25 protein-coding genes and 3 pseudogenes are annotated in these 23,830 nt (G+C 67.4%); 11 read left to right on the plus strand and 17 right to left on the minus strand.

Annotation, left to right across the window (positions count from 1 at the left end; genetic code table 11):
- The first annotated feature begins 618 nt into the window (after positions 1 to 618).
- A pseudogene (locus OHB49_RS35660) lies at positions 619 to 1,028 on the plus strand (FKBP-type peptidyl-prolyl cis-trans isomerase).
- A gap of 198 nt (positions 1,029 to 1,226) precedes the next feature.
- The gene (locus OHB49_RS35665) at positions 1,227 to 1,778 is read left to right on the plus strand and encodes a hypothetical protein (RefSeq protein WP_329165005.1); all 552 of its coding nucleotides are present in this window, start codon (positions 1,227 to 1,229) and stop codon (positions 1,776 to 1,778) included.
- Between the two features lie 385 nt (positions 1,779 to 2,163).
- On the opposite strand, the gene OHB49_RS35670 is transcribed toward OHB49_RS35665, so the two are convergent.
- The 4 genes from OHB49_RS35670 to OHB49_RS35685 all read right to left on the minus strand — a co-directional run bounded on the left by OHB49_RS35670 (position 2,164) and on the right by OHB49_RS35685 (position 3,851).
- Positions 2,164 to 2,358 carry a hypothetical protein gene (locus tag OHB49_RS35670; protein WP_329165007.1) on the minus strand — a complete coding sequence of 65 codons (195 nt, stop codon included), beginning with the start codon at positions 2,356 to 2,358 and terminating at the stop codon, positions 2,164 to 2,166.
- 128 nt (positions 2,359 to 2,486) lie between these two features.
- Positions 2,487 to 2,927 carry a hypothetical protein gene (locus tag OHB49_RS35675; RefSeq protein ID WP_030980116.1) on the minus strand — a complete coding sequence of 147 codons (441 nt, stop codon included), beginning with the start codon at positions 2,925 to 2,927 and terminating at the stop codon, positions 2,487 to 2,489.
- Between the two features lie 175 nt (positions 2,928 to 3,102).
- Positions 3,103 to 3,387: a hypothetical protein gene (locus tag OHB49_RS35680; RefSeq protein WP_329165009.1), complete on the minus strand. Its 285-nt coding sequence runs from the start codon at positions 3,385 to 3,387 to the stop codon at positions 3,103 to 3,105.
- Complete coding sequence (locus tag OHB49_RS35685) at positions 3,384 to 3,851, minus strand: helix-turn-helix domain-containing protein (protein ID WP_329165010.1); 468 nt, start codon at positions 3,849 to 3,851, stop codon at positions 3,384 to 3,386. Before OHB49_RS35685 ends, OHB49_RS35680 begins: the two co-directional genes overlap by 4 nt.
- A 287-nt stretch (positions 3,852 to 4,138) precedes the next feature.
- Between OHB49_RS35685 and OHB49_RS35690 the strand changes: the two are divergent.
- A pseudogene (locus OHB49_RS35690) lies at positions 4,139 to 5,142 on the plus strand (IS5 family transposase).
- A 134-nt stretch (positions 5,143 to 5,276) separates the two neighbouring features.
- Here the strand turns inward: OHB49_RS35690 and OHB49_RS35695 are convergent.
- A complete protein-coding gene (locus tag OHB49_RS35695) occupies positions 5,277 to 6,527 on the minus strand; it encodes an IS701 family transposase (RefSeq protein WP_329166300.1) in 1,251 nt (416 codons plus the stop codon).
- A 643-nt stretch (positions 6,528 to 7,170) separates the two neighbouring features.
- Between OHB49_RS35695 and OHB49_RS35700 the strand changes: the two genes are divergently transcribed.
- On the plus strand, positions 7,171 to 8,085 hold the full coding sequence (locus OHB49_RS35700; protein ID WP_329165011.1) for an endo-beta-N-acetylglucosaminidase H: 915 nt from the start codon (positions 7,171 to 7,173) through the stop codon (positions 8,083 to 8,085).
- A 727-nt stretch (positions 8,086 to 8,812) separates the two neighbouring features.
- Positions 8,813 to 9,418 (plus strand): class I SAM-dependent methyltransferase, encoded by a 606-nt coding sequence (locus OHB49_RS35705; RefSeq protein WP_329165012.1) that lies wholly within the window; start codon positions 8,813 to 8,815, stop codon positions 9,416 to 9,418.
- Between the two features lie 244 nt (positions 9,419 to 9,662).
- Here the strand turns inward: OHB49_RS35705 and OHB49_RS35710 are convergent, their stop codons facing one another.
- The gene (locus OHB49_RS35710) at positions 9,663 to 9,836 is read right to left on the minus strand and encodes a hypothetical protein (RefSeq protein WP_199919343.1); all 174 of its coding nucleotides are present in this window, start codon (positions 9,834 to 9,836) and stop codon (positions 9,663 to 9,665) included.
- A 170-nt stretch (positions 9,837 to 10,006) separates the two neighbouring features.
- Here OHB49_RS35710 and OHB49_RS35715 point away from each other — a divergent pair, with 170 nt between their 5' ends.
- On the plus strand, positions 10,007 to 10,447 hold the full coding sequence (locus OHB49_RS35715; protein WP_329165013.1) for an ATP-binding protein: 441 nt from the start codon (positions 10,007 to 10,009) through the stop codon (positions 10,445 to 10,447).
- Between the two features lie 363 nt (positions 10,448 to 10,810).
- Positions 10,811 to 10,975, plus strand: a pseudogene (locus tag OHB49_RS35720) (transposase); the annotation flags it as partial.
- Here OHB49_RS35720 and OHB49_RS35725 read toward each other — a convergent pair.
- The 9 genes from OHB49_RS35725 to OHB49_RS35765 form a co-directional block, all read right to left on the minus strand.
- A complete protein-coding gene (locus OHB49_RS35725) occupies positions 10,943 to 11,173 on the minus strand; it encodes a hypothetical protein (protein WP_158711316.1) in 231 nt (76 codons plus the stop codon). The pseudogene OHB49_RS35720 and the gene OHB49_RS35725 overlap by 33 nt on opposite strands.
- Before the next feature lie 224 nt (positions 11,174 to 11,397).
- Complete coding sequence (locus OHB49_RS35730; RefSeq protein WP_329165015.1) at positions 11,398 to 12,402, minus strand: N-acetylglucosamine kinase; 1,005 nt, start codon at positions 12,400 to 12,402, stop codon at positions 11,398 to 11,400.
- The gene (locus OHB49_RS35735; protein WP_329163784.1) at positions 12,393 to 13,658 is read right to left on the minus strand and encodes a 6-phospho-beta-glucosidase; all 1,266 of its coding nucleotides are present in this window, start codon (positions 13,656 to 13,658) and stop codon (positions 12,393 to 12,395) included. Before OHB49_RS35735 ends, OHB49_RS35730 begins: the two co-directional genes overlap by 10 nt.
- Before the next feature lies 1 nt (position 13,659).
- On the minus strand, positions 13,660 to 14,571 hold the full coding sequence (locus OHB49_RS35740; RefSeq protein ID WP_030979739.1) for a carbohydrate ABC transporter permease: 912 nt from the start codon (positions 14,569 to 14,571) through the stop codon (positions 13,660 to 13,662).
- Between the two features lie 5 nt (positions 14,572 to 14,576).
- On the minus strand, positions 14,577 to 15,512 hold the full coding sequence (locus OHB49_RS35745) for a carbohydrate ABC transporter permease (RefSeq protein ID WP_030979737.1): 936 nt from the start codon (positions 15,510 to 15,512) through the stop codon (positions 14,577 to 14,579).
- 21 nt (positions 15,513 to 15,533) lie between these two features.
- The gene (locus OHB49_RS35750; protein ID WP_329165018.1) at positions 15,534 to 16,874 is read right to left on the minus strand and encodes an extracellular solute-binding protein; all 1,341 of its coding nucleotides are present in this window, start codon (positions 16,872 to 16,874) and stop codon (positions 15,534 to 15,536) included.
- 88 nt (positions 16,875 to 16,962) lie between these two features.
- The gene (locus tag OHB49_RS35755; protein ID WP_329165019.1) at positions 16,963 to 18,138 is read right to left on the minus strand and encodes an ROK family transcriptional regulator; all 1,176 of its coding nucleotides are present in this window, start codon (positions 18,136 to 18,138) and stop codon (positions 16,963 to 16,965) included.
- A gap of 272 nt (positions 18,139 to 18,410) precedes the next feature.
- On the minus strand, positions 18,411 to 18,536 hold the full coding sequence (locus tag OHB49_RS35760) for a hypothetical protein (RefSeq protein ID WP_329165020.1): 126 nt from the start codon (positions 18,534 to 18,536) through the stop codon (positions 18,411 to 18,413).
- Between the two features lie 68 nt (positions 18,537 to 18,604).
- Positions 18,605 to 18,889: a substrate-binding domain-containing protein gene (locus OHB49_RS35765; protein WP_392755336.1), complete on the minus strand. Its 285-nt coding sequence runs from the start codon at positions 18,887 to 18,889 to the stop codon at positions 18,605 to 18,607.
- Between the two features lie 415 nt (positions 18,890 to 19,304).
- Between OHB49_RS35765 and OHB49_RS35770 the strand changes: the two genes are divergently transcribed.
- The 4 genes from OHB49_RS35770 (at position 19,305) to OHB49_RS35790 (ending at position 23,119) form a co-directional block, all read left to right on the plus strand.
- Complete coding sequence (locus OHB49_RS35770) at positions 19,305 to 19,757, plus strand: hypothetical protein (RefSeq protein ID WP_329165021.1); 453 nt, start codon at positions 19,305 to 19,307, stop codon at positions 19,755 to 19,757.
- Positions 19,757 to 20,281 carry a hypothetical protein gene (locus OHB49_RS35775; protein ID WP_329165022.1) on the plus strand — a complete coding sequence of 175 codons (525 nt, stop codon included), beginning with the start codon at positions 19,757 to 19,759 and terminating at the stop codon, positions 20,279 to 20,281. The genes OHB49_RS35770 and OHB49_RS35775 overlap by 1 nt, the downstream gene beginning before the upstream one ends.
- 51 nt (positions 20,282 to 20,332) lie before the next feature.
- Positions 20,333 to 21,396 (plus strand): IS630 family transposase gene (locus OHB49_RS45920; protein ID WP_443079684.1). Its coding sequence is split into 2 segments (ribosomal slippage): positions 20,333 to 20,780 and positions 20,780 to 21,396, totalling 1,065 coding nucleotides; the frame shifts between segments, so codons are not numbered across the junction.
- 49 nt (positions 21,397 to 21,445) lie between these two features.
- Positions 21,446 to 23,119, plus strand: a complete 1,674-nt coding sequence (locus OHB49_RS35790) for a hypothetical protein (protein ID WP_329165024.1) — start codon at positions 21,446 to 21,448, stop codon at positions 23,117 to 23,119.
- A gap of 29 nt (positions 23,120 to 23,148) precedes the next feature.
- Here OHB49_RS35790 and OHB49_RS35795 read toward each other — a convergent pair whose 3' ends face one another.
- A complete protein-coding gene (locus OHB49_RS35795) occupies positions 23,149 to 23,367 on the minus strand; it encodes a hypothetical protein (protein ID WP_329165025.1) in 219 nt (72 codons plus the stop codon).
- 318 nt (positions 23,368 to 23,685) lie between these two features.
- A complete protein-coding gene (locus tag OHB49_RS35800) occupies positions 23,686 to 23,829 on the minus strand; it encodes a hypothetical protein (protein ID WP_329165027.1) in 144 nt (47 codons plus the stop codon).
- Position 23,830: the final 1 nt, after the last annotated feature.

The raw sequence follows: 23,830 nt of genomic DNA on the forward strand, positions 1-23,830 counted from the left end.
TCGGGCGCAGGAGAAACTCCCGTTCGTGTCGTCCGCCTGTTCCCGATGACGCACCACGTGGAGTGCGCGGCGGTCCCGGAGCGGTCCGCGAGGATCAACGACAGCAGCCGCAGGACCAGTGCACAGCCTACGAAAGCGAGCCCGGCGCCACCGACGCACAAGCGCGCCGTGGTCAGCGTTTTCGTAGACCGACTCATTTCTGTAGTCAGGGTCTCCCTTGAGCAACGCGCAGACGAAACACGGCCCGAGACGCGCCCTGGTCTCATATGCCTCAAGATCGAGCGGAGTGCGGTCTACTGACGACATGGAACTTCTTGAGGTCGGGAAGTTCTTCCTGACAGTCAGCTGATGAGCCAGCCTTGCTATGGCCACTTCCCTGTAGTGGACACGGCCTACACTCCGCCGCAGTTGGACGATATCCGCCCGGATTGCGTCCGGCGGGCAGGTGCCTACGCGGTCACTCCGGGGCGCGCATCGATCGGTCTTTGACCCGCCTCCGGGGCCCGGGGTGCACCTTGAAGCACGGGCATTGCCGTAGCGTGATCGCCTGCCGCATGGAATGTCCATGTGTCCGGTCGGCCCGTGCGAGGGATTCCGGTGGCGAGCGATGGGACCGTGATGAGCGAACTGACGAAGCCCAGAATCGTGGTTCCGGAGGGTGTCGCGACCACCGAGTTGACGATCCGGGACCTCGTGGGTGGGGATGGACCCGAGGCGCAGCCGGGCAGGGTCACTATGTAGGGGTCACGTTCGCGTCCGGAAGGGAGTTTGACTCCTCCTGGGAGCGGGACCGGCCGTTCAAGTTCGCCGTGGGCGGTGGCAAGGTCATCAAGGGCTGGGACCGGGGGGTAAGGGGAATGAAGGTCGGCGGCCGGCGCGAGATCATTGTTCCCCCGCGTCTCGGTTACGGCAGGCAGTCACCCTCTCCGTTGATCCCGGCGGGCTCGACGCTGATCTTCGTCGTGGACCTGCTCACGGTGGTGGGCGGGCCCGCCGGAGCGAGGCCCGGCTTGACCGGCTCGGCCTGAACCTGGCGCTTCTGAGGGGCTGGGGGCCCTGTCGCTCCCACGTAAGGACAGATGCACTCATCGACCAGACACCTCCTCAACCCATGGCGCGTGAGGTGACGGCCTGCCAAGGGTGTGCCCGGTCCCGGATTCCGGCACATGGAGACCAGCGGATTAGCGTTGGCCTGGTCGAGACGCTCGGGCATACGCCCGGCCTGGATGGGGGATCCCGAGACAATACTGCCAGCAGATGCGTCCGCTCCCGGCGATCAGCCGGCCGACAGCGGCACATGGAGCGTCACCGTCGAAGACCTGGCATCTGACCACAATCTCCCCGACAAACCGGCTGTCCGCGACGGTCGGATATACCTCAGCGCCATGCGCGGGCTTCGGGCCGAGCTGAAGGAGATCCAGAACAGAGAACCCCCGGGCACCTCTACCTCGGCTCGCGATCCAGATCGAGAATTGCTCTGGCCGCACTTCCACAGTCGGCGCGAACACGCCATCCGTGCACACATCATGGATGACATCGGCGCCCACGCGATCGTCGAAGACGCCCAGCGAGGCTTTCCACGTGAATCAGGAGACCTGACGGTGGACCTGGCCGAGGTGTGGCTGGAGGACACACTCCTTCCGCGCACCAGCGCACCCTTGGGAGACATCGGCTTTCAGGGCGATGCTGCGTGTTCTCACGGCCTGGTACGAGCGATCTCCCGGCGAGTTCACGGTGGACTGGGAATGGGGCGAGCTGATCGACAACGCGGCCGCTGAAGCCCTCCGGAACAACACCTCTCGGCGCTACAACGCCATGAAGGCGGAATCGGCCGCCGAAGACTCTACAACGAGTTCAGATCCTTGTGTATCGCTGCCCGGAGGAATTGCGGCAAGGACGAACTGAATGCCGACCCCATCCTGCTCCGAACCAATAACTCGGAAATTTCGAAGCGTCGAGGGCAGGTGACACTGAACGCTGCGCTCCTGGCTTCGGGGGCAGGTCGCGGAAGGGACCGGGCGGCCCTGTGACCTGGGACGCTGGGCGGATTCGCGCCGCTGACCTGCGCAGATGGCCTTTCGGCTGTTTCACGCTCGTGCTCGTTGACGCGGCCGGAAGTCCCAGAACGCCCCAGAGGGCTCCCAGCCCGACGCTCTTTCGGCTCTAGTCAGGGTGAGGCAGCGCGGTGAGGGGGATCAGCCGCTGCGCGGGAAGCTGAGGAAAGTGGCTGACTGCGGCTGGCTGCACAAGAGCCCCGACGGGAAGTTGGCTGGCGATACGGGCGATGCCGACGCCCTTGTCGTACAGGGCGAGGGCCTTGGGGAGCACGCGCTGTGTTTCCGGTTCGGCCTCAGTCATGGCTGCGGCAATCGGCGACATCGACCCGTAGCTGGGCACAGGCGAGCAATGTGGGTCAGCTCGTGCCAGGACAGGTCGGTGTGGGCCGACGGTTCGGCTCGACGCGAGTGTGCGCTGGTGATCCCTGGTCAGCGGCGGCCGGTGGCCAGGATGACGAGGAACTGGCCGCCGCCCGGCTCGATGTCGGCGGTCACCGGCAGCCCCGGTACCAGTCGGGAGAACCGGTCCACCAGCCAATCCGCCGCCTCTTGGGCGTCCCGCTTGGTCGGACAACGGCCCACCATCTCGCGGCCCCCCTTGCGCTCCAGCCTCCCGGCAACGGTGATCAGCGGCGCGGGTTCGACCACGTACAGACGGTCCGGCCAGGCGATGACCACCTTGACCGCGCCCTTGCGGGTGTTGCATCCGCGGTGCGCGAGCCGCTCGGCGACCTTGGCCTTCCGGTCGGCAGTCCGGCTGTCGACGCTGGGTCCCCGCGGGTCGTTCACCGACTCGTCGGGGTCGACCGCTTCGTCACACACCCAGCACCGCCAGCCGTCGCGCTCGGCCACATCATCAAGGAGACTCATCCGAGCAAACTAGCCTGCCCGGCCGCCACCCCGCGCACCAGGGCCCCAGCAAGGTCTCCACACCGGCCAACAATGCTGCAACGCCTGGCAACCAGCGTCACCGATGCTTTGACCTGTGTGAATGCCGATACGTTGATGACCCACCAAAGTATCGAGGCGGTGGGCCCGAGGGTCATCAAGGCATCGACGATGAACTCTGGTGGGCCTGGGCCGTCACCTTGATGACCAGGGGCACGTAGATGTCGCCTGCCGGGTTAGCTTCCTCCAGCTTCTGCAAGAACCGCTGGTAGAAGGCACTGTTGCGGGAGGACGCGGTCATGGTGACCTGCTGCCCGTCCGTGACACGCAAGCCGCCGTGGACCCAGGTCTCCTCCGGTCCACGGCTGTACTCCAGCTCACCTTTGATGCGGTGTCCGTCCGGCGACCAGCCCGGCGTCGGCGGGAAAGTACGCGGGATCACCGGCCCGAGTTCGTCGACGCAGACGACCGTCGCGTCCTCGGGCGGGCAGGTGTAGAGGCCGACGACCCGCGTCCTTTTCCCTCGAAATCCGGATCCTTGGAACGGATCCAGGAACGCGTGCGGCGCCATCGCACGCCCTCGGCCAGCAGGATTCTGCGGACCTGCGAGCGCCCCACCTCAATCCCCAGTTCCCTTGCCCGACCCGCCAACGCGTCCAGGGTCCACTCCGGCGGTCCGGCCTCGTCCATGGCCTCGAGATCCCCGCCCGGCTGGACCATCAGTCTGCGCGGCGGGGGCTGCCCGACCAGGGCGATGATCCTCGACCGCTCGAGTTCGGTGATCCGCCGCTTGCGGCCCTGCCCGCCCAGATCCTCCAGACCCTCGAGACCGGAACGGTTGAAACGGTGCAGCCAACACCGCACCGTCTTCTGGCTGCAACCCAGTTCAAAGGCGATCTCGGGCACCCGAGACCCGGCCTAGCTCAGCTCGACCAACCGCGCCCGCATCACCAAGTCCGCCGGCGTCTTCCGCGCTCGAGCTAGCCGCCGCACCACCGATCTCTCACCCGAATCACGGCTCTGTCGCGCCCGCAACACCACCCCGAACCACCCATCCCGACCACCCCAAACAACCCCGCCACCAGCATGTATACCCACTGAAAGCGGAATCCAGCACTAGGGCGCGTATCGAGTCGTGATCAATCTGCGGGATTCGCCCTCGTGGTGGGGCCTGGACCGGTAGATGTTCTCGCATGACGCGAGTGCAACTGGCGGACACGGAGTGGGAGTTCATCGAGCCGTACCTGCCGATCGGCGAGTACGGCCCGTACCCGGAGCGGCTGCGGCAGCAGTTCGAGGGGGTGATCTGGCGGTTCAAGACGGGCGGGCAGTGGCGGGAGATGCCGCAAGAGTTCGGTGCCTGGTCGACCGTCCACAACCGCTTCCGGCAGTGGCGTGACGCCGGCGTCTTCGAGGCCCTGCTGGAGGGGCTGATCGCGGAAGCTGCGAAGCGGGGCGAGGTGGACCTGTCCCTGGTCAGTATCGACTCCACTACCGTGCGGGCTCACCACGACGCCGCCGGAACGCACCTGGACCAGGACGTCGTCGCCGCGCTGGAGAAGGCCGCCGCCGAGGAGGAGAAGGCCCGGTCAAAGGGGGCGGCCTCGAAGAACAAACCGGGTCGGACACAGAAACCAGTCCCGGGCGGGAAGAGCGACGACGTATCCGGCGTCGGCGCAAACTGCGGCTGAAGGCCGCTCTCCTCGGACGCTCCAGAGGTGGGCAGACCAGCAAGGTGCACCTCGCCGCCGACCGCAAGTGCCGCCCGCTGGCGTTCGTCCTGACCGCGGGACAGGCCGCGGACAGCCCGCATTTCATCCCCGTGCTGGGGAAGATACGGGTCCGCGGGCCCGTCGGCCGCCCCCGCACCCGGCCGGACGCTGTCGCCGGGGACAAGGCCTACTCGTCCCGCGGTAACCGGGCCTACCTACGGAAACGCCACATCAAGGCAGTCATCCCGGAGAAGAGGGACCAGGCCGCCAACCGGACGAAGAAAGGCTCCAACGGCGGCCGGCCCGTCAGCCACGACACCGACCTCTACAAGGAACGGAACACCGTCGAGCGCCTGATCAACAAGCTGAAGGCCTGGCGCGGCATCGCCACCCGATACGACAAGACCCCCGACAGCTACCTCGCCGGACTCCACCTGCGCGCCTCGATGATCTGGATCAAAGACCTCACCCGGACCACCCATTGATCACGACTCGATACGCGCCCTAGTAGGGCTTGGTCAGGTTCGTATGGGGGTGGGTATGTTGCGGTGGCAGGTGGGGCAGGCGCCGACCCAGAGGGCGAGGAGTGTCTGGAGTTCGCGGAGGACCTGGTAGAGGCTCAGACCTGCGCTGAGTCTTTTGGGTGGTGTGCCAGTCGTTGCAGGGTGCAGAAGGCATGAGCTGCGGAGACGAGGGTGACGTGGTGATGCCAGCCGTTCCAGGTGCGGCCTTCGAAGTGGGCAAGTCCCAGGGCCTGTTTCATCTCGCGGTAGTCGTGCTCGATGCGCCAGCGTAGTTTGGCCAGCCGCACCAGTGTGGCCAGCGGCATCCCGGAAGGCAGGTTCGAGAGCCAGAACTGCACCGGCTCGGGCTCGGTGGCGGGCCATTCGGCCAGCAGCCAGCGCTCTGGTAGTTCTGGACCGTCGCCGGCTGTGCGGGCACCGCGTCCGGCCGGTCGGACGCGCAGAGCGACGAAGCGTGAGTGCATGCGCTTGAAGCCGCTTTGGCCCTGGCCTGGCCGGGATCCTTCCCGCCAGGACACCGGTCTCGCAGCAGCCCGGCCGGCCGCGATGACCAAATTTTTCATGGTCTGTGCAGGCTCGGGATACTGCATCTTCGGTGGCCGGCCGGTGCCCGCATAGGCAGGCTGGACAGGCCGGGCGCCGGCCCGATGGGCGGTGTGGCGGGAAGAAATGCCCACCGCATAAGGCAGGTTGCGTTCCTCCAAGCCCAGACGGAAGGCGGCGGCATCACCGTATCCGGCGTCCGCGACGACCAAGGGGAGGTCGATGCCCCACGAGCGGGTCTCATCGATCATGTCCAGGGCCAGCTGCCACTTCTCCACATGCCCCGCCTGGGAGGGAATGCCGCAGCGGCCCCGGCGGGCGACCTTGTCCGCATCCGCCTCCGGCGAGCCCGGATCCCAGGAAGCGGGCAGGAACAGCCGCCAGTTCACCGCGGCCGAGGCATGATCGCGGGCCAGGTGCAACGACACCCCGACCTGACAATTGGTGACCTTGCCCGCGGTGCCGGTGTACTGCCGGGACACACACGCCGAGGCGTCCCCGTCCTTCAAAAAGCCGGTGTCATCGACGATCAGCGCCTCCGCACCGATCACATCCTGCATCTTCCAGGCCAGCCGGGCCCGCACATGCGCTGGATCCCACGGGCTGGTAGTCACGAAGTGGGCCAGTGCCTGCCGGTTGCCGTCCTCGCCCAGACGCGCCGCCATCGGCTCCACCGACTTGCGCCGACCCTCCAGCAGCAGCCCACGCACATACACCTGCCCCCACCGCCGCTGATCCGCACGGAAGAACCCGTCGAACATCTCCGTCGTGAATGCCTCCAGGTCCTCCCGGACCCCGGCCATCTCTTCAGGTGTCACACCACCTCAACGACACTCACCAACAAGCAGACACGCCACCCACGAGTGAAGCTGACCAAGCCCTACTAGGGGTCAGCCCAGATACGGCCCACCATGCGACCGGTCCAAGGTCGGCGCCTGAGCTGCGCCGGGTCCGCGCCGAGACGCCAGGAATCCTCAACCGCCGCACCGCCGCGCCGCCGACGGCTGTTAGCGGGATGTTGCTATATCTCCCCGGCTCGCCGCTCTTCGCGTCTCTATTGCTGTGATCACCGATCCACGCAACTCCGGAACTCGCGCTGACTCTCGGTGAGTGGGCGAGCGTGGTGGTTTCGCGCTGCTCGCCCGGCTTCCCGACGTTGAGGTAGGGCTCCGGCCGATTCATACGCATCACCTCGTCACCGGTCCTCCGTGACGCGGCCTGGGTCCCCGAGGGTCCGCCGATCTCTCACAGGAGTATGTCGACCGTTGATCTACATACATCAACTCGTGTGCCAAGGCACCGGGTTGTGGTGAATCGTGCATGGGAGTCGTGAAGAGTTCGCGTACGATTCTCGGGATTCGGTCACAGGAGCGGAAAACTCGGAGGGCTCACTCGGCGCTTCCGAACAGGTCGGGCGCCGACCATGCGATGGGAGACCGATCAACGATGTTCACTCTGGTATGGAGCAGAGTGCGGACGGCCGCGCTCGCGCTCTCGGCCGTAGCGGCCCTCGCCTCCGGCACGACCGGCGCGGCAGCGGCCCCCGCCCCTGCTCCCGCGAAGCAGGGGCCAACCTCGGTGGCGTACATCGAGGTGAACAACCACAGCATGCTCAACGCCGGCAAGTACACGCTCGCCAACGGCGGCGGCAACGCCTTTGACGTCGCCGTGATCTTCGCGGCGAACATCAACTATGACACGAGCACGAAGGCGGCATATCTGTACTTCAACGAGAATGTGCAGCGCGTCCTCGACAACGCCGCCACGGAGATACGGCCGTTGCAGCAGAAGGGCATCAAGGTCGTCCTCTCGGTGCTCGGCAACCACCAGGGTGCAGGGTTCGCCAACTTCCCGTCCCAGCAGGCGGCGTCGGCGTTCGCGAAACAAATGTCGGACACTGTGGTCAAGTACGGCCTCGACGGTATCGACTTCGACGACGAATACGCCGAGTACGGCAACAACGGCACCGCCCAGCCCAACGACAGCTCGTTCGTGCACCTGGTGACGGCAGTGCGCGCGAACATGCCGGACAAGATCATCAGCCTCTATAACATCGGCCCGGCCGCGTCGCGCCTGTCCTACGGCGGCGTCGACGTCTCCTCCAAGTTCGACTACGCCTGGAACCCGTACTACGGCACCTGGCAGGTCCCCGGCATCGCACTGCCCAAGTCGAAGCTGTCGCCGGCGGCCGTCGAGATCGGCCGGACCTCGCAGAGCACTGCCGCCGACCTCGCCCGTCGCACCGTCAGCGAGGGATACGGCGTCTATCTGACGTACAACCTCGACGGCGCCGATCGCAGTGCCGACGTCTCCGCGTTCACCAGGGAACTGTACGGCAGTGACGCCGTCTACACGCCGTAAGGCGGCCACACGCCCCGGCACGCGGTGCTCCCTCGGGGCCTGCCGCATCCCATAGCGCCGCGACCCGTGCAGGCCGCGCTGTCGACAACGATGTCGGGGGCGCGGTCACACGCCTGCCTGCTGCCCCTCTTACGGGTCAGGAGGCAGGCCACATCTGAATGACCCAGACCTCCAGTGGGTCCTCGTGGGGACCGTCAGGAGGGAAAGGATCGAGGGCTAGGGGCCCTCAAGGTGATCCCGCCCCCGGCACAGCACCCGAAGACGTCGGTGACCGCCAGCCGCAGCACCCCCGCCGGGACCATGCCTCCGGTGGCTGACACCGCCTCCAGGTGTGGGGCCACCAGTTCACGGACCGTCGCGGCCACCCGTTGCAGTTCCTGACTGTCCGCGAGGACATGCCATGGCCGCGCCACCAGGCAAAGACCCTCGGAGGACTCCCCGGCGGATGGGGCAGGAACGACAGCATTCATCGACGCCTCCTCGGCGTTGAACTGGGTATGCCGGAAACTGCCGACCACCCCCGTGAGCCGGACGCAGAAGAGGTCCTAGGACTGCATGGTTCTCGACGCACTCCTGCGGTGAGCCGTGCGGCCACTGACAGCACGATGCCACCGAGGAGCACATGAACGAGCCCGTTGCGCCGGATGCTCCCGCTCGGACCGAAGGGTAGTGCCGTGAGTCCAGCCACTTCTTCGCGTAGCTACACGGGCGCCCCATGATTGGCCTTATGAGTCGCTGGACGGATTTGGCCGGGAAAGCATCCGGGGAGGACTACGCCGCACGATTCGCGACCCTGGCCCGTAGTGGCAAGAACGTGCACGGTGAGGCGCAGTTCTGTGCAGCTCTCGTGCCTGTCGGAGCGCGGGTGCTGGACGCCGGGTGCGGTACCGGACGCGTCATGATCCGGCTCGCGGAACTCGGGTACGAGTGTGCCGGGGTGGATCTTGACGCGTCGATGCTGGCAGTGGCGCGGATGCAGTCGCCTGGACTGCCCTGGTTCCAGCTCGATCTGGCCGAGTTCGAGCCGGCCCTGCTCGGCATTGCGGGAGGCTTCGACCTTGTCGTTGCTGCGGGAAATATTTTCCCGTTGCTCGCCCCCGGCACTGAGACCACGGTGGTTGAGCGCCTGTCCGCGGCACTGCGTCCGGGCGGCCTGCTGGTCGCCGGCTTCGGCCTGGACGAAGCCCACCTGCCGGTGCTGCCCAACCTCACACTGTCGGACTACGACGACTGCTGCGCCGCGGCCGGACTCACCCTCGTCGACCGGTTCGCCACCTGGGATGCCGACCCTTATGGCGGCGGCGGTTATGCCGTCAGTGTCCACCATCGGTGAGGGCGTACCGGACGTCTTGGTTGCCGCGTCCAACAGGCAGGCTGGGGGCCACTGTGCACCGTGGGCAACTCCCTGGAGGTAACCAGTTGTCGGCGGTCATTCCCCCGATGGTGCAGGGCGGCACTTAGGAATAGCCAGGTCGACCAGGGTGAGTTGCCTTAACGGGGGTTTGGTGGACACGTCTTGCGTGGTGCGGGGGAGGAGGCTTGATGAGCTCGCCCGCGCCGGGTTCCCGCCGGCGTCGTCAGCGTCTGCGGGAAGGGCGGCGGCCGACTCCGATTCCCGCGACGTGCAGGGCAAGAAGTGCCAGGCCCAGGAGCATGAGGTTCACGGAGGAGAAGACGTCGTTGGTGGTGATGTCTGCTGCGTTGATCAGGAAAGCGATGACGAACAGGACGGCCGCGGCTATGCCGAGCATGGGGTGCTCCTCTCGAAGGGGGTGAAGTGCGTGTGCCCTGACATCCCAAGGGCAGACCCCGTTTCCGCTTCGGCTTCGGGACGCCGGCCGGGCTGTGTGCCGGGGTTTCCGGGGTGTCCTTCGAAGCCGGGGGTAGGAGGGTGCGAGGAGAGTGGAGTGAGGGAGGGCCGATGGCGAAGGACACGTCGCTGCGCGCGGTGGGATGGGCGCAATCGTTTCCGGTGTCGCAAGGGGTGCGGGCCGGCCGTCGGTGGACGCGGGGGCACCTGGTGTCCCTGGAGTGGACCGAGAACGCCCCCGAAACAGTGGACGCGATACTACTCAGTGTCTCCGAGCTGATTACCAACGCACACGTGCACGCGCACAGCGACGCCCAGCTGGTACTCACCTGGGACAGCCACTGCCTGCACGTGAGTGTCCACGACTCCGCCCCCCTGCCCCCTGCCAAGCAGCCCGAAGACCTCACGACGACCGGAGGGCGCGGACTGGCCATCGTCGACGCACTCGCCGACGGCTGGGCCACGCATCCGCAGGCGTCGGGCAAGACTGTCACCGCGTGCTTCGTGCCACCAGGTGCTCCGAAGCCTCGGCATGGCTGGGACGTCAGCTGAGTTCCGGGCGGAAGTGACCCGGAGCCGGAGGAAGGGTGTCCCGGTTTGACCCGGCGCACGCCTCACGCCCGTGCCGCCCGACATGCGTGTGGCCAGGCCGTGCTGGGCGCATCGTGGAGAGGGCGCGTCGCGCTCTCAGGAGCCAGTGCTTGAAGGCGTCCTTCGCCTTCTCCGGTCTGTCATGTGGAGCCCGCGGCCCCGGTAATCTGAGGGTGTCTTAACGGAGGTTGGTGGACACGAATCGGGATAGTCCCAACCGTCAGGTGCGGCTGAGCTTCCTTGGCTGACATATGTGACGGAACTGTAGCGTCGAATTCCGGCCGCACTGAATTCCGCCCGGCTCGTGCGTGATGCCCTGTTCGCGCGATCATCTACGTGCTGGTCAGCGGGTGCGCCTGGCCGGCCCTGCCGCCGCGCTTCGGCACATCGAAGTCAACCGCGCATCTCCGGTTCATGATCTGGTCGCGCGCCGGCGTGTGGGGCTCAGCAAGATTTTCATCGGCCTTCCAGGTCGATGAAGCCCAGCTCACCGGCGGCGGCCGCAGTACCGCGGTCGGGCCTGCCACTGATGCCGGTGCCGATCCGGCGACCCCACTGGACGAAGACCGGGCAATCGCTGCCCGCATCGGCACGCGCTCCGGACTCCGGCGTCGGAGCCGGAGTCCGAAGCGGCACCGCGGCGGACTCCACGAGCACCGCCAGGTGCACATCGTTGTCGATGGTCACGGGGCAGTGCAGCCCCGCGGGCAGCAAAGTTACGGCGGGCCGCCCGGCCCAGTCCGCCGTTCACTGAGAGCGGATGCGGTGCGGACACCGGCAACTCTCCCGGCCCGCGGTGACGAGGGCACTGACCGAACTGAGGGACCGCAGCCTGGTCCTTGTTGTCCCGGCGGGCAAGGGCCACATACGGCGCATGTGGTTCGGGGTGCGCTGCGGGTGCGGATCAGCCGTCAGGAACGCACCAGGTGGCGGACGCTGGTTTCGTAGTGTGCCCGGGCGCGGGCGTGCGCTTGCGGTTCTGCGCCCAGCGCGTCGAGCCCCAGCAGTACGGAGCCCAGCACGGGCCGCTCGGCCACCACGCGGACTGCGGCCTGAGGGGCCCTCTGCCCCAGCAGGGTGCGAATGCGGCTGTCCAGTTGCGGGTGCCGGGCAGCCAGCACGCTGCCGCCCAGCACCACGGGTACCTCTTCTGCGAGCAGGCCGAGGCGGGAAAGCGCGACGGTGGACATGGCCACGACCTCATCGGCCATCCGGTCCACCAAGGAGCGGGCGACCGTATCGCCATGGGCAGCCGTCGCGAACAGTATCGGTGTCAGTTCGTGCTGTCGCTCCGCCGCGATGTGGCCCAGGTGCAGTGCCTCGATCAGTGCGTACATGGACGGTAGCCCGAAGTGCCCGGGCAGGGCGCTCACCAGGGCGGTGGGCTCGCCGCGGCCGTCCTCGGCCCGCGCCGCGTGCCACATGGCCTCCTCGGCCAGCCCTCTGCCACCGCCCCAGTCGCCGGAGATGCGGCCGATCGCGGGGAAGCGGGCGGTGCGACCGTCGGGCAGCATTCCCGCGCAGTTGATGCCTGCGCCGCACACGACGGCGACTCCTCGTGGCTCGGCGTCCTCCAGGAGGCCGGCGCGCAGCACGGCGAAGGTGTCGTTGCGTACGTCGACACTGCGGGCCCAGCCGCGATGTCGGATCGCCTCCTCCAACTGCTTTTCCTCCACCGGAAGATCGGCGTTGGCCAGGCAGGCGGAGACGTGTGTGCTGGTCGTGACACCCGCTGACTTCAGCGCCTGTTCGGCCGCCTCCGCGAGGACGTCGACAGCTGCCTCGACGCCCGCCCGGGACGGCTGGAAGCCGCCGCCCCGGGCTGCACCGAGGACGGTGCCGTCGCCGGCGACCACGGCGACGTCGGTTTTGCTGTTCCCCGCGTCGATGGCGAGGACGGCGGCGTTCACGCCCACGCGAGGTGCTCCCGGTTGTGTGCGATCAGCTTGTCGGTGAGTGCCTCGGCGTACTCGAACTGGCCGATCAGGGGGTGGGCGAGGAGTGCCTTGAAGACCCGGTCCCGGCCGCCGCGCAGGGCGGCTTCCAGGGCGAGGTCCTCGTACGCCGTCACGTGGGAGATCAGGCCGGCGTACAGCGGGTCCAGCTCGGGTACGGCGAGTGGTGTGGCGCCGGTGCCGTCGACGCGGGCCTGTACCTCGATCACGGCGTCGTCGGGCAGGAACGGCAGCGTCCCCTTGTTGTAGGTGTTGACCACCTGCACCGCGGAGCCGCCGGAGCCCAGCAGTGAGGACGCCAGGTCCACGGCCGCCTCGGAGTAGAACGCGCCGCCGCGTCTGGCGAGCAGCGCGGGCTTCTCGTCCAGTGCCGGGTCGCCGTACAGGGCGAGGAGTTCCTTCTCCATCGCGGCTACCTCGGCCGCGCGGGACGGCTTGGTGCCGAGCTCGCGTACGACCTCGTCGTGTGCGTAGAAGTACCGCAGGTAGTAGGAGGGGACGACGCCGAGCCGGTCGACGATCGCGCGGGGCATGTGCAGATCGTCGGCGATCGTGTCGCCGTGCTCGGCGAGCAGCTTCGGCAGCAGGTTCTCGCCGTCCGGGCCGCCGAGCCGGACCCCGAGTTCCCACGTCAGGTGGTTGAGCCCGACGTGGTCGAGGTGCACTTCGCCGGGGGTGACGTCGAGCAGCGCGGCGAACTTGCGCTGGAAGCCGATCGCCACGTTGCACAGGCCGACGGCCTTGTGGCCGGCTTGGAGCAGGGCCCGGGTCACGATGCCGACCGGGTTGGTGAAGTCGATGATCCAGGCGTCGGGGTTGGTGCGGCGGACGCGTTCGGCGATGTCGAGGACGACGGGGACGGTGCGCAGGGCTTTGGCGAGGCCGCCGGCTCCGGTGGTCTCCTGGCCGATGCAGCCGCACTCCAGGGGCCAGGTCTCGTCCTGGTTGCGGGCGGCCTGGCCGCCGACGCGCAGCTGGAGCAGGACCGCGTCGGCGTCGGCGACGCCCGCGTCGATGTCCGAGGTGGTGACGATGCGGCCCGGGTGGCCCTGCTTGGCGAAGATCCGGCGGGCGAGGCCGCCGACGAGTTCGAGGCGGTCGGCCGCCGGGTCGACGAGCACCAGCTCCTCGACGGGGAGTGTGTCCCGCAGCCGGGCGAAGCCGTCGATCAGTTCAGGTGTGTAGGTGGACCCGCCACCAACTACTGCGAGCTTCATGTCAGCCCTTCACTCCGGTCAGTGTGACGCCTTCCACGAAGGCCTTTTGTGCGAAGAAGAAAACGATGACGACCGGCGCCATGACGAGGAGCGTCGCGGCCATGGTCAGGTTCCAGTTGACGCTGTGGGCGCTCTTGAAGGACTCCAGGCCGTACGACAGCGTCCAGGATGCCGGGTTCTGGGCGGCGTAGATCTGCGGCCCGAAGTAGTCGTTCCAGCAGTAGAAGAACTGGAAGAGAGCGATGGCGGCGATGCCCGGTTTGGCCATCGGCACGATGATCGTCAGCAGGGTGCGCAGCTCGCCGCAGCCGTCGACGCGTGCCGACTCGATGTACTCCTTGGGGATGGTCAGCAGGAACTGCCGCAGCAGGAAGATCGAGTAGGCGTCGCCGAACGCCATCGGGATGATCAGCGGCCAGAGAGTGCCCGAGAGGTGGAACTGCTGGGCCCACACCAGGTACATGGGGATCACGATGACCTGCGGCGGCAGCATCATCGTCGAGATCACGAGGATCATCAGCGACCGCCTGCCGCGGAAACGGAACTTGGCGAGCGCGTAGGCGACGGGGATGGTCGAGCACACCGTGAACAGCGTGCCGAGCCCGGCGTACATGAGCGAGTTCTTCCACCAGCCGAGGAAACCCTCGGTCCGGAAGACGGCCGTGTAGTTCTCCCAGTGCCAGGAGTCGGGCCACAGGTCGCCGCTCATGGCCTGGGCGTCGCTCATCACGGACGTCAGGAACACGAAGACGAACGGCAGGATGAACAACAGCGCGACGGCGAGGGCCACGCTGTGCACGGCGATCCAGTTCAGAAGGCGTTTGCGGCGGGCGCGCGAGGCCTCCGGGCCGCGCTGACGCGGGGTGGAAACGGCCGAGGGTGCGGCCGGGGCCTTGATGGTCGTAGTGGTCACCGGAATCAGTCCTCCGCCGAGAGCAGGCCCGAGCGCTTACGCATGAGCAGCATGGTCACGGCCATTGCGATGGCGAACAGCACGAGCGACAGGACGCACGCCGCGCCGGTGTTGAAGTTCTGGAAGCCCATCGAGTAGACGAGCTGAGGGACGGTGAGGGTCGAGTGGTCCGGGTAGCCGGGCTGGATGACCGAGCCCGGTCCGATGGAGACACCGGAGGCGAGCTTCCCGGCCACCAGCGCCTGCGTGTAGTACTGCATCGTCTGTACGACACCGGTGACCACCGCGAACATCACGATGGGAGTGATGGACGGCCAGGTGACGTAGCGGAACCTGCCCCAGGCTCCGGCGCCGTCGAGCTCGGCCGCCTCGTACTGCTCCTTCGGCACGTCCAGCAGCGCGGCCATGAAGATCACCATCAGGTCGCCGATGCCCCACAGCGAGAGCATGACCAGCGACGGCTTTGCCCAGGACGGGTCGTTGAACCAGTTCGGACCGTCCAGGCCGACGGCCGAGAGGATGCCGTTGACCGGGCCCGTCGCCGGATTGAGGAGGAAGACGAAGGCGACGGTCGCGGCGACCGGAGGCGCCAGGTACGGCAGGTAGAAGGCGGTGCGGAAGAGTCCGGGCCCCGACTTGATCTTCGTGATCAGCAGCCCGAGGGACAGGCCGAAGATCACCCGCAGAGCCACCATGACGACCACGAGCCACAGCGTGTTCCACAGGGCCGGTCCGAACAGCGGCATCTGCTCGAAGACGTAACGCCAGTTCCGCAGGCCCACGAAGGTCGGCCGCTGGATCTGGTTGTAGTGCATGAAGGAGAAGTAGACGGTGGCGATCAGCGGATAGCCGAAGAAGACGCTGAAGCCGATCAGCCACGGGGAGAGGAAGCCGAGCGTGCGAAGTCTGCGCCGCGCGGGTGTGGAAAGAGTCATTGCCATGGTGTGCTGCTCCCGCGTCCGTCAGCTCTTCGACTGGAGGGTGTCGGCGTCGATCTGTTCGTCCAGCGTGTGCAGGCCCTTGCGCAGGTTATGGGCCCGCCCTGCCTCGGCTGAGTACGCGAAGTCCTGCAGCGAGGTGATGTACATGCCGCCGTTGGTGGACTGCGGCATGGATTGGCTGTACTTGTTCTGCGCGATGTCGATGAACGCCTTGAACGTCGGGTCGGCGTCCAGATCGGGCGACTTCAGCGCCGCGTAGGTCGAGGGAACGTTGTGGATCGCGTTGGCGAAGGACACCACCTGCCGGGTGTCCGTCGTCAGGAACTTCACCAGCTCCCACGCTCCGTTCTGATGCGTGCTGCTGTGGGCGATGCCGGTGACCGTGCCGGTCAGATAGCCGCGCCCGTAGGTATCGGCCTGGTCGTCGGGCACCGGGAGCGGCGCGACGCCCCAGTCGAAGCCGGCCTTGGCCTCGTTGAGCATCAGGCCGCGCCATTCGCCGTCCAGATGCATGGCGAGCTTGCCGGTGAGGAACGCGTTCTGCGCCGACATCTCGTCGCCGAACGACGTGCGGAACCTCTCCAGTGCGCCGTAACCGCCCTGCGCGTCGGCGAGTTGGCCGGCGACCCGGAAGAAGTCGTACGTGGCCTGCTGCTTCGCGAGGACCGATTTGCCCTTGCTGTCGAAGTAGGTGGGCCCCCACTGACCGAACAGCCGGTCCGGACTGTTCTGGTAGAGACGGAAGTTGGGCATGAAGCCGACCCGCTTGTAGGAGTCCTTCCCGGAGCGCACGGTCAGCTTCTTCGCGTCGCGCACGAACTCCGACATGGTCCGCGGCGGCCGCGAGATGCCCGCCTCCTCGAAGGCGTCCTTGTTGTAGTACATCCCGAACGCGTCGGCGAGCAGGGGCAGCGCGCACTGCTTGCCCTCGAAACTCGTGTACTGCAGAAGGCTCTTGGGGAAGACCTTCGTCTTGTCGACGCCCGTCTTGCGCAGGAACGGGTCGAGGTCCGCCCACATCCCGGAGTCGCAGTACTGGCCCACGTTGTTGGTGGTGAACGAAGTGATCACATCGGGGGCGCCGTCACCGCCGGCCCGCAGTGCCTGGTTGATCGTGGCGTCGGTGACATTGCCGGTCGAGGTGACGTGGATGTTCGGGTGGAGCTTCTCGAAACGGGCGATGGAGTCATTGATGGCCTTGACTTCGCCGGGCGCCGACCAGCCGTGCCAGAACTTCAGTGTGACCGGTGCGGTCGCATCGTCCTCGGAACTGCCGACGCCCGGGTTGGCGCAGCCGGACAGGAGCAGTCCGGCCGTGGCGAGCGCCGCGGACACGCAGGTGTGTATGCGCCATCGCTGCATGGCGGCTTCCTTTGCGGTGAACTCCCTCGCGGGGGAGTGCGGAACAGGGGGAAGGGGATCAAGCGATGAATCATCAAGCAGGGAGTGATCAGGCAGAGGTGTCGAAGACGGTGTGGCGTGCCTGGGTGAGGGCGCGGTGCAGAGCTCCGATGAGGATGGGATCGCCATCCAGGTCACTGATGCGGAGCTCGGGCCGCGGTAGCGCGAGACCGGTCATCTCGCGCTCCACATGGGCACGCAGTGCTTCGCCGCCGGCCTGGGCGACCTGGCCCGAGAGAACGACGAGGTCGGGGTCGACGACGGCGACGACTGAGGCGAGACCGGTGGCCAGCCGACGGGCGAGTTCCTTCAGGACGGCCTCGTCGCCGAGTGCCTCCTCCAGCGAGACGGCGCCGCCGGCCAGCCGGCGCACGGCGGACGCGGCGACGAGGGTCTGGAAACCGCCGCCGATGTCCTTCCCCGCACGGGTGCTGTCCTCGTCGCGCGCAAGGGGTGCACCGGGCAGCGGCATGTAGCCGATCTCGCCCGCGCCACCCGTGGCTCCGCGCAGCAGCGTCCCGCCCAGGACGATCGCGGCACCGACACCCTCGTCGATCCAGGCCAGCACATAGTTGTCCCGGCCCTGCGCGACACCGTCGTGCTGTTCGGCGATCGCGGCGAGATTGACGTCGTTCTCGATTTCCACGGGGGTGCCCAGAACCTCGGCGAGTTCGGCACGCAGCGTGCGGGAGTGCCACCCCGGCAGATGCGGGGCGTAACGGAGTTGTCCGGTGCGCGGGTCGATGGCTCCCGGGGTACCGATGACGGCGGCCTTGAGGTCGTCGTGGTCGAGCCCGGCCTGGCGTAGCGCACCGTCGACCGCCTCGGCGACGAGCTGAGCGGTGCGGTGGCGTGCGTCTTCGGTGACGGCGCTCGCCGCAAGGCGGCAGCGGCCCACTTCGTGTCCGGCGATGTCCGCGACGACAGCCGTGATTCCGGCCGGGTCGGCGGAGAGGGCCGCGACATGCCCGGCGTTGGGTTCCACCTCGTAGAGCAGTGCGTTCGGCCCGGGACCGCCGGTCTGCGCGCCGGTGGCCCGCACGAGTCCGGCGCTCTGCAGACGGTCCAGCATCTGCGAGATGGTCGCCTTGGACAGGCCGGTGAGCTCCCCGATGCGCGCCCGCGTCAGTGAACCGTGCGTCACGAGGAGGTCCAGCGTCGCGCGGTCGTTCATCGCACGCAGGACGCGCGGGGTGCCGGGGGTTCCCGTGACCGATGCGGCCATGGTGTGCTCCTCGCCGAATAGTTAGGACACTTTCCGATCTATTCGGGGAATGTAGGTCCGCGTGAGGAAGGCGTCAAGGGGCGACCGGCACAGCGGCCGAAGCGTTACAAGCGGGAAGCAGGCAGGGCCGGCCATGGGTCCTCGGCACACCCGAGGCGGATTGCAGGTGAGCCGCGGGGCTCGCGCGGCCCGGTGGATTGTGCCCCGGCCCGGCGGCCGTGTGAGGCGGCCGCCCTTCTCGGTCCCGCTCCTTCCCGGCCCCGCACCGCTGCTCACGGCCCTGCCGGCATGCCGCCCGACGCGGGCGGGCTCCGGGTGTCCGGCTGCTGTCCGGGGCACGCGGTGAGCAGCAGACCGAGTGTTGCGACGGCGATGGTCGGGATGCGGCGCACGCGCATGCCTTCCTCCGGTGGGGATGGCCGGGCCATGTAGGGCGCGGTGCGCGGCCGTCGAGCAGGGGCGTACGTCAGACGCGGGGGAGCGGCCTGACGCTCTCGCGGATGACGATGTGCGTGCCCAGGACGTGCCGTTCGGGACCGGTGGCCGGCGGCCCGTCCAGCGCGAGCCGGACCGCGGTGCGGCCCAGCTCCTCGGCGGGGATGTGGACCGTGGTCAGCCGGGGGGTGACCTCGGCGGCCACCGGGTCGTCGTTGTAGCCCACGACGGAGATGTCCTCGGGCACCCGCAGCCCGCGCTCCTGGAGGGCGCGCATCGCGGCGGCCGCGCTCTCGTCATCGCGTTGGCCTTCCATCAGACGATGACGGTCGTGTGGTCATGAGGGCGTCCGGCGATCAGGACGGAGAACAGGGTGATGACCTCGTGGGTGCGTCGAGCCCCAGGAGCAGATCGGTGCCGACGAGGACAGAATCGAGGGTGACGAATCTCCCCGGAAATCAGGACGAGGTTCTGCGCGTACAACGGGATCGGGGCGACGGAGCATCGATCCAGACCTTCCTTCGGTGACCGGGCGCGGTCACCGACGAATGGCAAGGCACCGAACACCACAGTGCCAATGGGCGACGGCGCCCACCCTCTGGTGCGGCAGTTAACCCCTGGATGCCCGCGACCCGCGGCGAGCGGTAGCCCAGGGCGTCCCGGTGCTCTCTCCGGAGTGCCATGCCGCGAAACCGCTTGCGTACCACCAACATCGCTTCCACCATAGGACTATGACGGTTCGACAGATGACATGGGCGGGTGCCCTCCTAATCGCTGTGATCTCCGTTGCGCTGGGCTGGCTCTTTGCACGGCAGGGTCTTGAAGGCGTCAGCTGGGCGGCGGGCATCATCGGCACGCTCGTCACGATCATCACTGCGGTGTTGGGGGAGATTCACCACCGACAATCACAAGCTGCGTCCCAGGCCAATAGCCCCCAGGCTTCCACGGGCGGCCAGCATGTGAACGCCAACGTCCAGGGCCGAGTGACTATGGTCCGCGGTGCCGACGGCAACGTAAAGATCACTTCCCCATCGCCCTCTCATGGGCCGTCCCTCCAGCCGCCGGCGCAACCTGCCAATCTTCCCGATGCCCACCCAGACACCTCTGGGCAGACCGTTCAGGGATCCGTCGGGGAATCCGTGCACCTGATCGACGGCGCCAAGGGTGACCTGGAGATCAACTGATGCGGAAGCGCTTCCAGCTCGGCCGCGCTCAGCTTGACGCGCGCAGTGTGGAGTTCCAGCCGCAGAAGATCAACGCCCGCGATGTCTACGGGGACATCGTCCTCGCACAGGCCGTGGGTGACGTGCATGTGCACGCGGCCTCGGTCACCCAGCAGTACCACCTTTCGCAGAAGCACTACGCCCGCAGGGAGTGGGCGAGCATGCTGGCCGACTCCGTGAACAACCAGGAGGCGGACGTCCGTGCCCGCCTGCTCGCGGACAGCGGTGATGCACTCGCAGCCGATCTGATTTTCCGGCGGGACGACCTCGGGCATTCGCAGTGGCGGGACGATGCCGGTGCCGCTCAGGGCACGCTTGCCGGTATTGCGGACTATTACAAGTCCCTGCGCCTCCATCGTCTGGTTGTGCTCGGCGACGCCGGTGCCGGCAAGACCATGCTGGGCATGCAGTTGCTCCTCGATGTCGTGGCCGAGCAGGCCGGGGCAGGAATTGAGAAGCCGCTGCTACTGAACTTGATCGGGTGATGTCGGGCCGTTCGCCTGCCAGCGCCTGAGTCGGGTCGGTAGTTGTGGTCTGTGAGATACGCGCAGGGCGGCGGCCTGACCGATGCGAAGAGGGCTGCGAGGGAGCGGGTTCGGCTGGAGGCGGTCGGCCTCTTCGAGGGCAGTGCGAAGAACAGAGAGATCGCGGCTGCGCTTCGAGTGAGTGAGCGGTCTGTGGAGCGCTGGCGTCGGCAGTGGCGGGAGCGGGGCCAGGAGGGTGTCCGGTCGAAGGGCTCACCTGGGCGTCCGAGACTGTCGAGTGTGCAGATGGCCAGGCTGGAGCGGGAATTGGAGCGTGGCCCGCTCGCTCATGGCTGGGCGGACCAGCGGTGGACGTTGGCCCGGGTGAAGACGCTGATCGGACGGTTGTTCCACGTCAGCTACACGGTGGAGGGGACATGGCGGCTGCTCAAGCGCCATGGCTGGTCCTGGCAGCAGCCGGCCCGGCGGGCGATCGAACGTGACGACGGGGCAGTGGAGTTGTGGAAGAAGGAGGTGTGGCCACAGGTAAAAGCACGGCGGCGGCCCGCGGAGCCTGGATCGTCTTCGAGGACGAGGCCAGTCAGTCGCTGAAGCCGCCACGCGCAAGGTCCTGGGGCCGCATCGGCCAGACACCCGTCGTCCGCGTCCGGGGCCGGGGCTCCGGGCGGGTCTCGATGGCGGGAATGACCTGCTTCCGTCCCGGAGAGCGGTCGCGGCTGATCTACAGCTTCCGCGTCCACCGGGGCCGCAAAGGCGAACCCAAGGGCTTCACCTGGCAGGACTACCGCGACCTCATCGTGCGGGCCCACAACCAGCTCAAAGGCCCCATCGTCCTGGTCTGGGACAACCTGCGCACCCACCTCATGCCGCAGATGAAGGACTTCATCGCCGCGAACGAGGACTGGCTGACCGTCTTCCACTTCCCTTCCTACGCACCCGACCTCAACCCGCAGGAAGGCATCTGGTCACTGGTGAAACGGACCATCGGCAACCTCGCCGCCGCGAACCTCGACCAACTCGCCACTGCCGTGAAACGCAGCCTCAAGAAGACCCAATACCGACCGCACCTCATCGACGGCTGCCTCATAGGCACCGGCCTGACCATGGACAGCTGACCACGATCAGGCCGACATCACGCATTCAAGTTCAGTAGTGCCAGTCCGATTGAACCTCTCAGGCTTCGACGACCCTCGCATCACCGCCTCGGGCGTCTCGCCCGGCAGGGTTGCCGAGCTCTTCTCCCGCTGGATCGTCGACGAGATCACTGCCGCCCACCCGCTTTCTCGCCGCAAGGCTCGCGACCTGGTCTGCGAGAAGTGGATTCTCCCGATCCTGGACGGGTTGGACGAGATGGACCCCGAGGGGACCTTGCCACGCCGGGCCTTGGCAGTGATTCGTGCGCTCAACGACTCTGCCCACGTCGGCAGAGCAACGGTGGTGGTGACCTGTCGTACCTCCCTGTACGAACGGCTCGCCGCCGTCACCCCGTCCGACGTTCCCGATCTCCGTCCGGGCGAGCTGCCCATACTCCAGAACGCGTCTGTGGTCCGGCTGGAGCCGCTCGCCGTCGAGCGTGTCCAGCGGCATCTCATCCACCGCTTCGGCCGAGCTCGCATGCCACCCCCTGCGTCTCCTCCCGCCGACGAAATGGACTGTGAGCCCGCGCCTGCCGCCCCCGCTCGTCGTCTCGTCGTCGCCCCTCGGTGGCAGCCTGTCCTCAGCCACCTCGGCGAACATCCCGACAGCCCGTTCAGCACGCTACTTCGCTCACCGCTGTGGCTGTTTGTGACGATCGCTGCCCACCTGAATCAGGGCAGCCCCGCCGAGCTGATCGGCTTGGAGTCCGCTGTCATCCGAGAACGGATGCTCGCCCGACTGGTGCCGGAGACCGTCGCCCAGCACCGACCGCCTCGAGGAGGTTGGTCGGCGTCAGAGGTTCACCAGTACCTGGCAGTATTTGCGGGGCATCTTGCCTACCGGAGGGCGGAAGGCAACGGCCTCTCGACGGGCTTCCGCCCTCATGAACTCTGGCAGCTGGCGGGAGTCCGTCTCCCTCTGCTGCTTACAGCGCTCGTGAACGGTACCCTGACCGTGCTCCTCTTGTTCGCCGCCTTGGTGGGCTACCACGATGCGACCTCGTACTGGATCCCGCCGTTCGCCGCAGGCAAGGCCCTGCTCGTCGGCGGCATGCTCTTTGTGATGTGGGTGTACGTCTACTCGTATCGCTCACCAGGACAATTGCGGAGCCTCGATACGACGATGCTGCGCACACCGTCGGGAAAACGTCGGCTCCTCGTCTCCTGCGTCTGGCCACTCGCCGGGTTGGGCCTCGGCTACCTGTTTGGCCTGTGGTTCAGCCAGGGCTACGGCGACCGGGTGGGGCAGGCCTATGGCATCTCCTGGGTGGCCATCGGCTTCATCCTTGCTGTCGAGACCGTGCTCGCCCACCGCCCGGCCGCGGTCCGCCGCCCCAGCCTCGTGATGTCGCAGGCCCTGTTGTTCCAGTACACCGTGCTCTTCAGCTATGGCCTGTTCTTCGCCCTCGCTTTCGGCGGAGCCAACTGGGCAGCCTACCCATGGCACCCCACGTCTTTCGTTGACGGGGCATTCCTCGGCAGTTGCATCGGGCTCGCCATCGGTGTCGGCCGCACCTGCGGTGCCCCCGGTACTCGCTACGCCATCGCGTGGGCCTTGCTCACTGCCCGCAATGTCCTTCCCCGACGGCGTCTCGGCCCCTTCCTCGACTGGGCCTACCATGCAGGTCTGCTCCGCCTCACGGGCATTGCCGTTCAATTCCGCCACCATGCGTTGCAGGAGTGGTTGGGGTGTAGGCGTTGAAGCCGCCCCAGGCTTGCTTCCCGTGACCTTCATGTCAAGCGGATCCCGCCGCTGGCAGCACCCCCAGATGGCCACCGCAGTGACACCCGGGACCAGCCAACAGCACCGACGCAGGGGAAGAGCAGTGCGGCCCACCACCCGTAGGCGACGGCGGTGTGGACGCTGACCTTCCACCAGGCGGTGACGGCCATGGTCAGCAGTAGGCCGGCGACCAGGGCGAGGACCTCGCGGGGTGCGTCGAGCGCCAAGAGCAGGCCGGTGCCGATGAGGACGGAGCCGAGGGTGACGAACAGTGGTATCCACCGCTGGGAGTGGACCTTGAGGTGCTTGTCGGTCCATCGGCCCCGGCGGACGCCGGCGACGATGTAGGCGATCGGCAGGCCGCCGCAGAAGGTGCCGGCGAGCAGGCCCCAGCCGACCCCGTGGAGGGAGTTGGTGGAGTGCCAGCCGATGACGAGCAGGACGCCGATGACCAGGTTGGCCGGTGCCAGGACCTGTCACGAGGCGGGCGAAGCGCCGCTCGGCAGGTGCGGCTGCGGTGGGCGGCAGCGGTGCGGTGGTGGCGGTCATGCCGGTATCTCATCGAGGTGGGCGCGGAGGAGATGGGGCTGCGGCGTGGCGAAGAAGCACGCGGCCAGGAGGACGACCGTGACGACGGGGAAGGCCGGGTGCAGTCTGGAGGCACGTATCCCGGTCTTCGACTCGGCCATG

The sequence above is a fragment of the Streptomyces sp. NBC_01717 genome, assembly GCF_036248255.1.
In the GTDB taxonomy this organism is placed as follows: domain Bacteria; phylum Actinomycetota; class Actinomycetes; order Streptomycetales; family Streptomycetaceae; genus Streptomyces.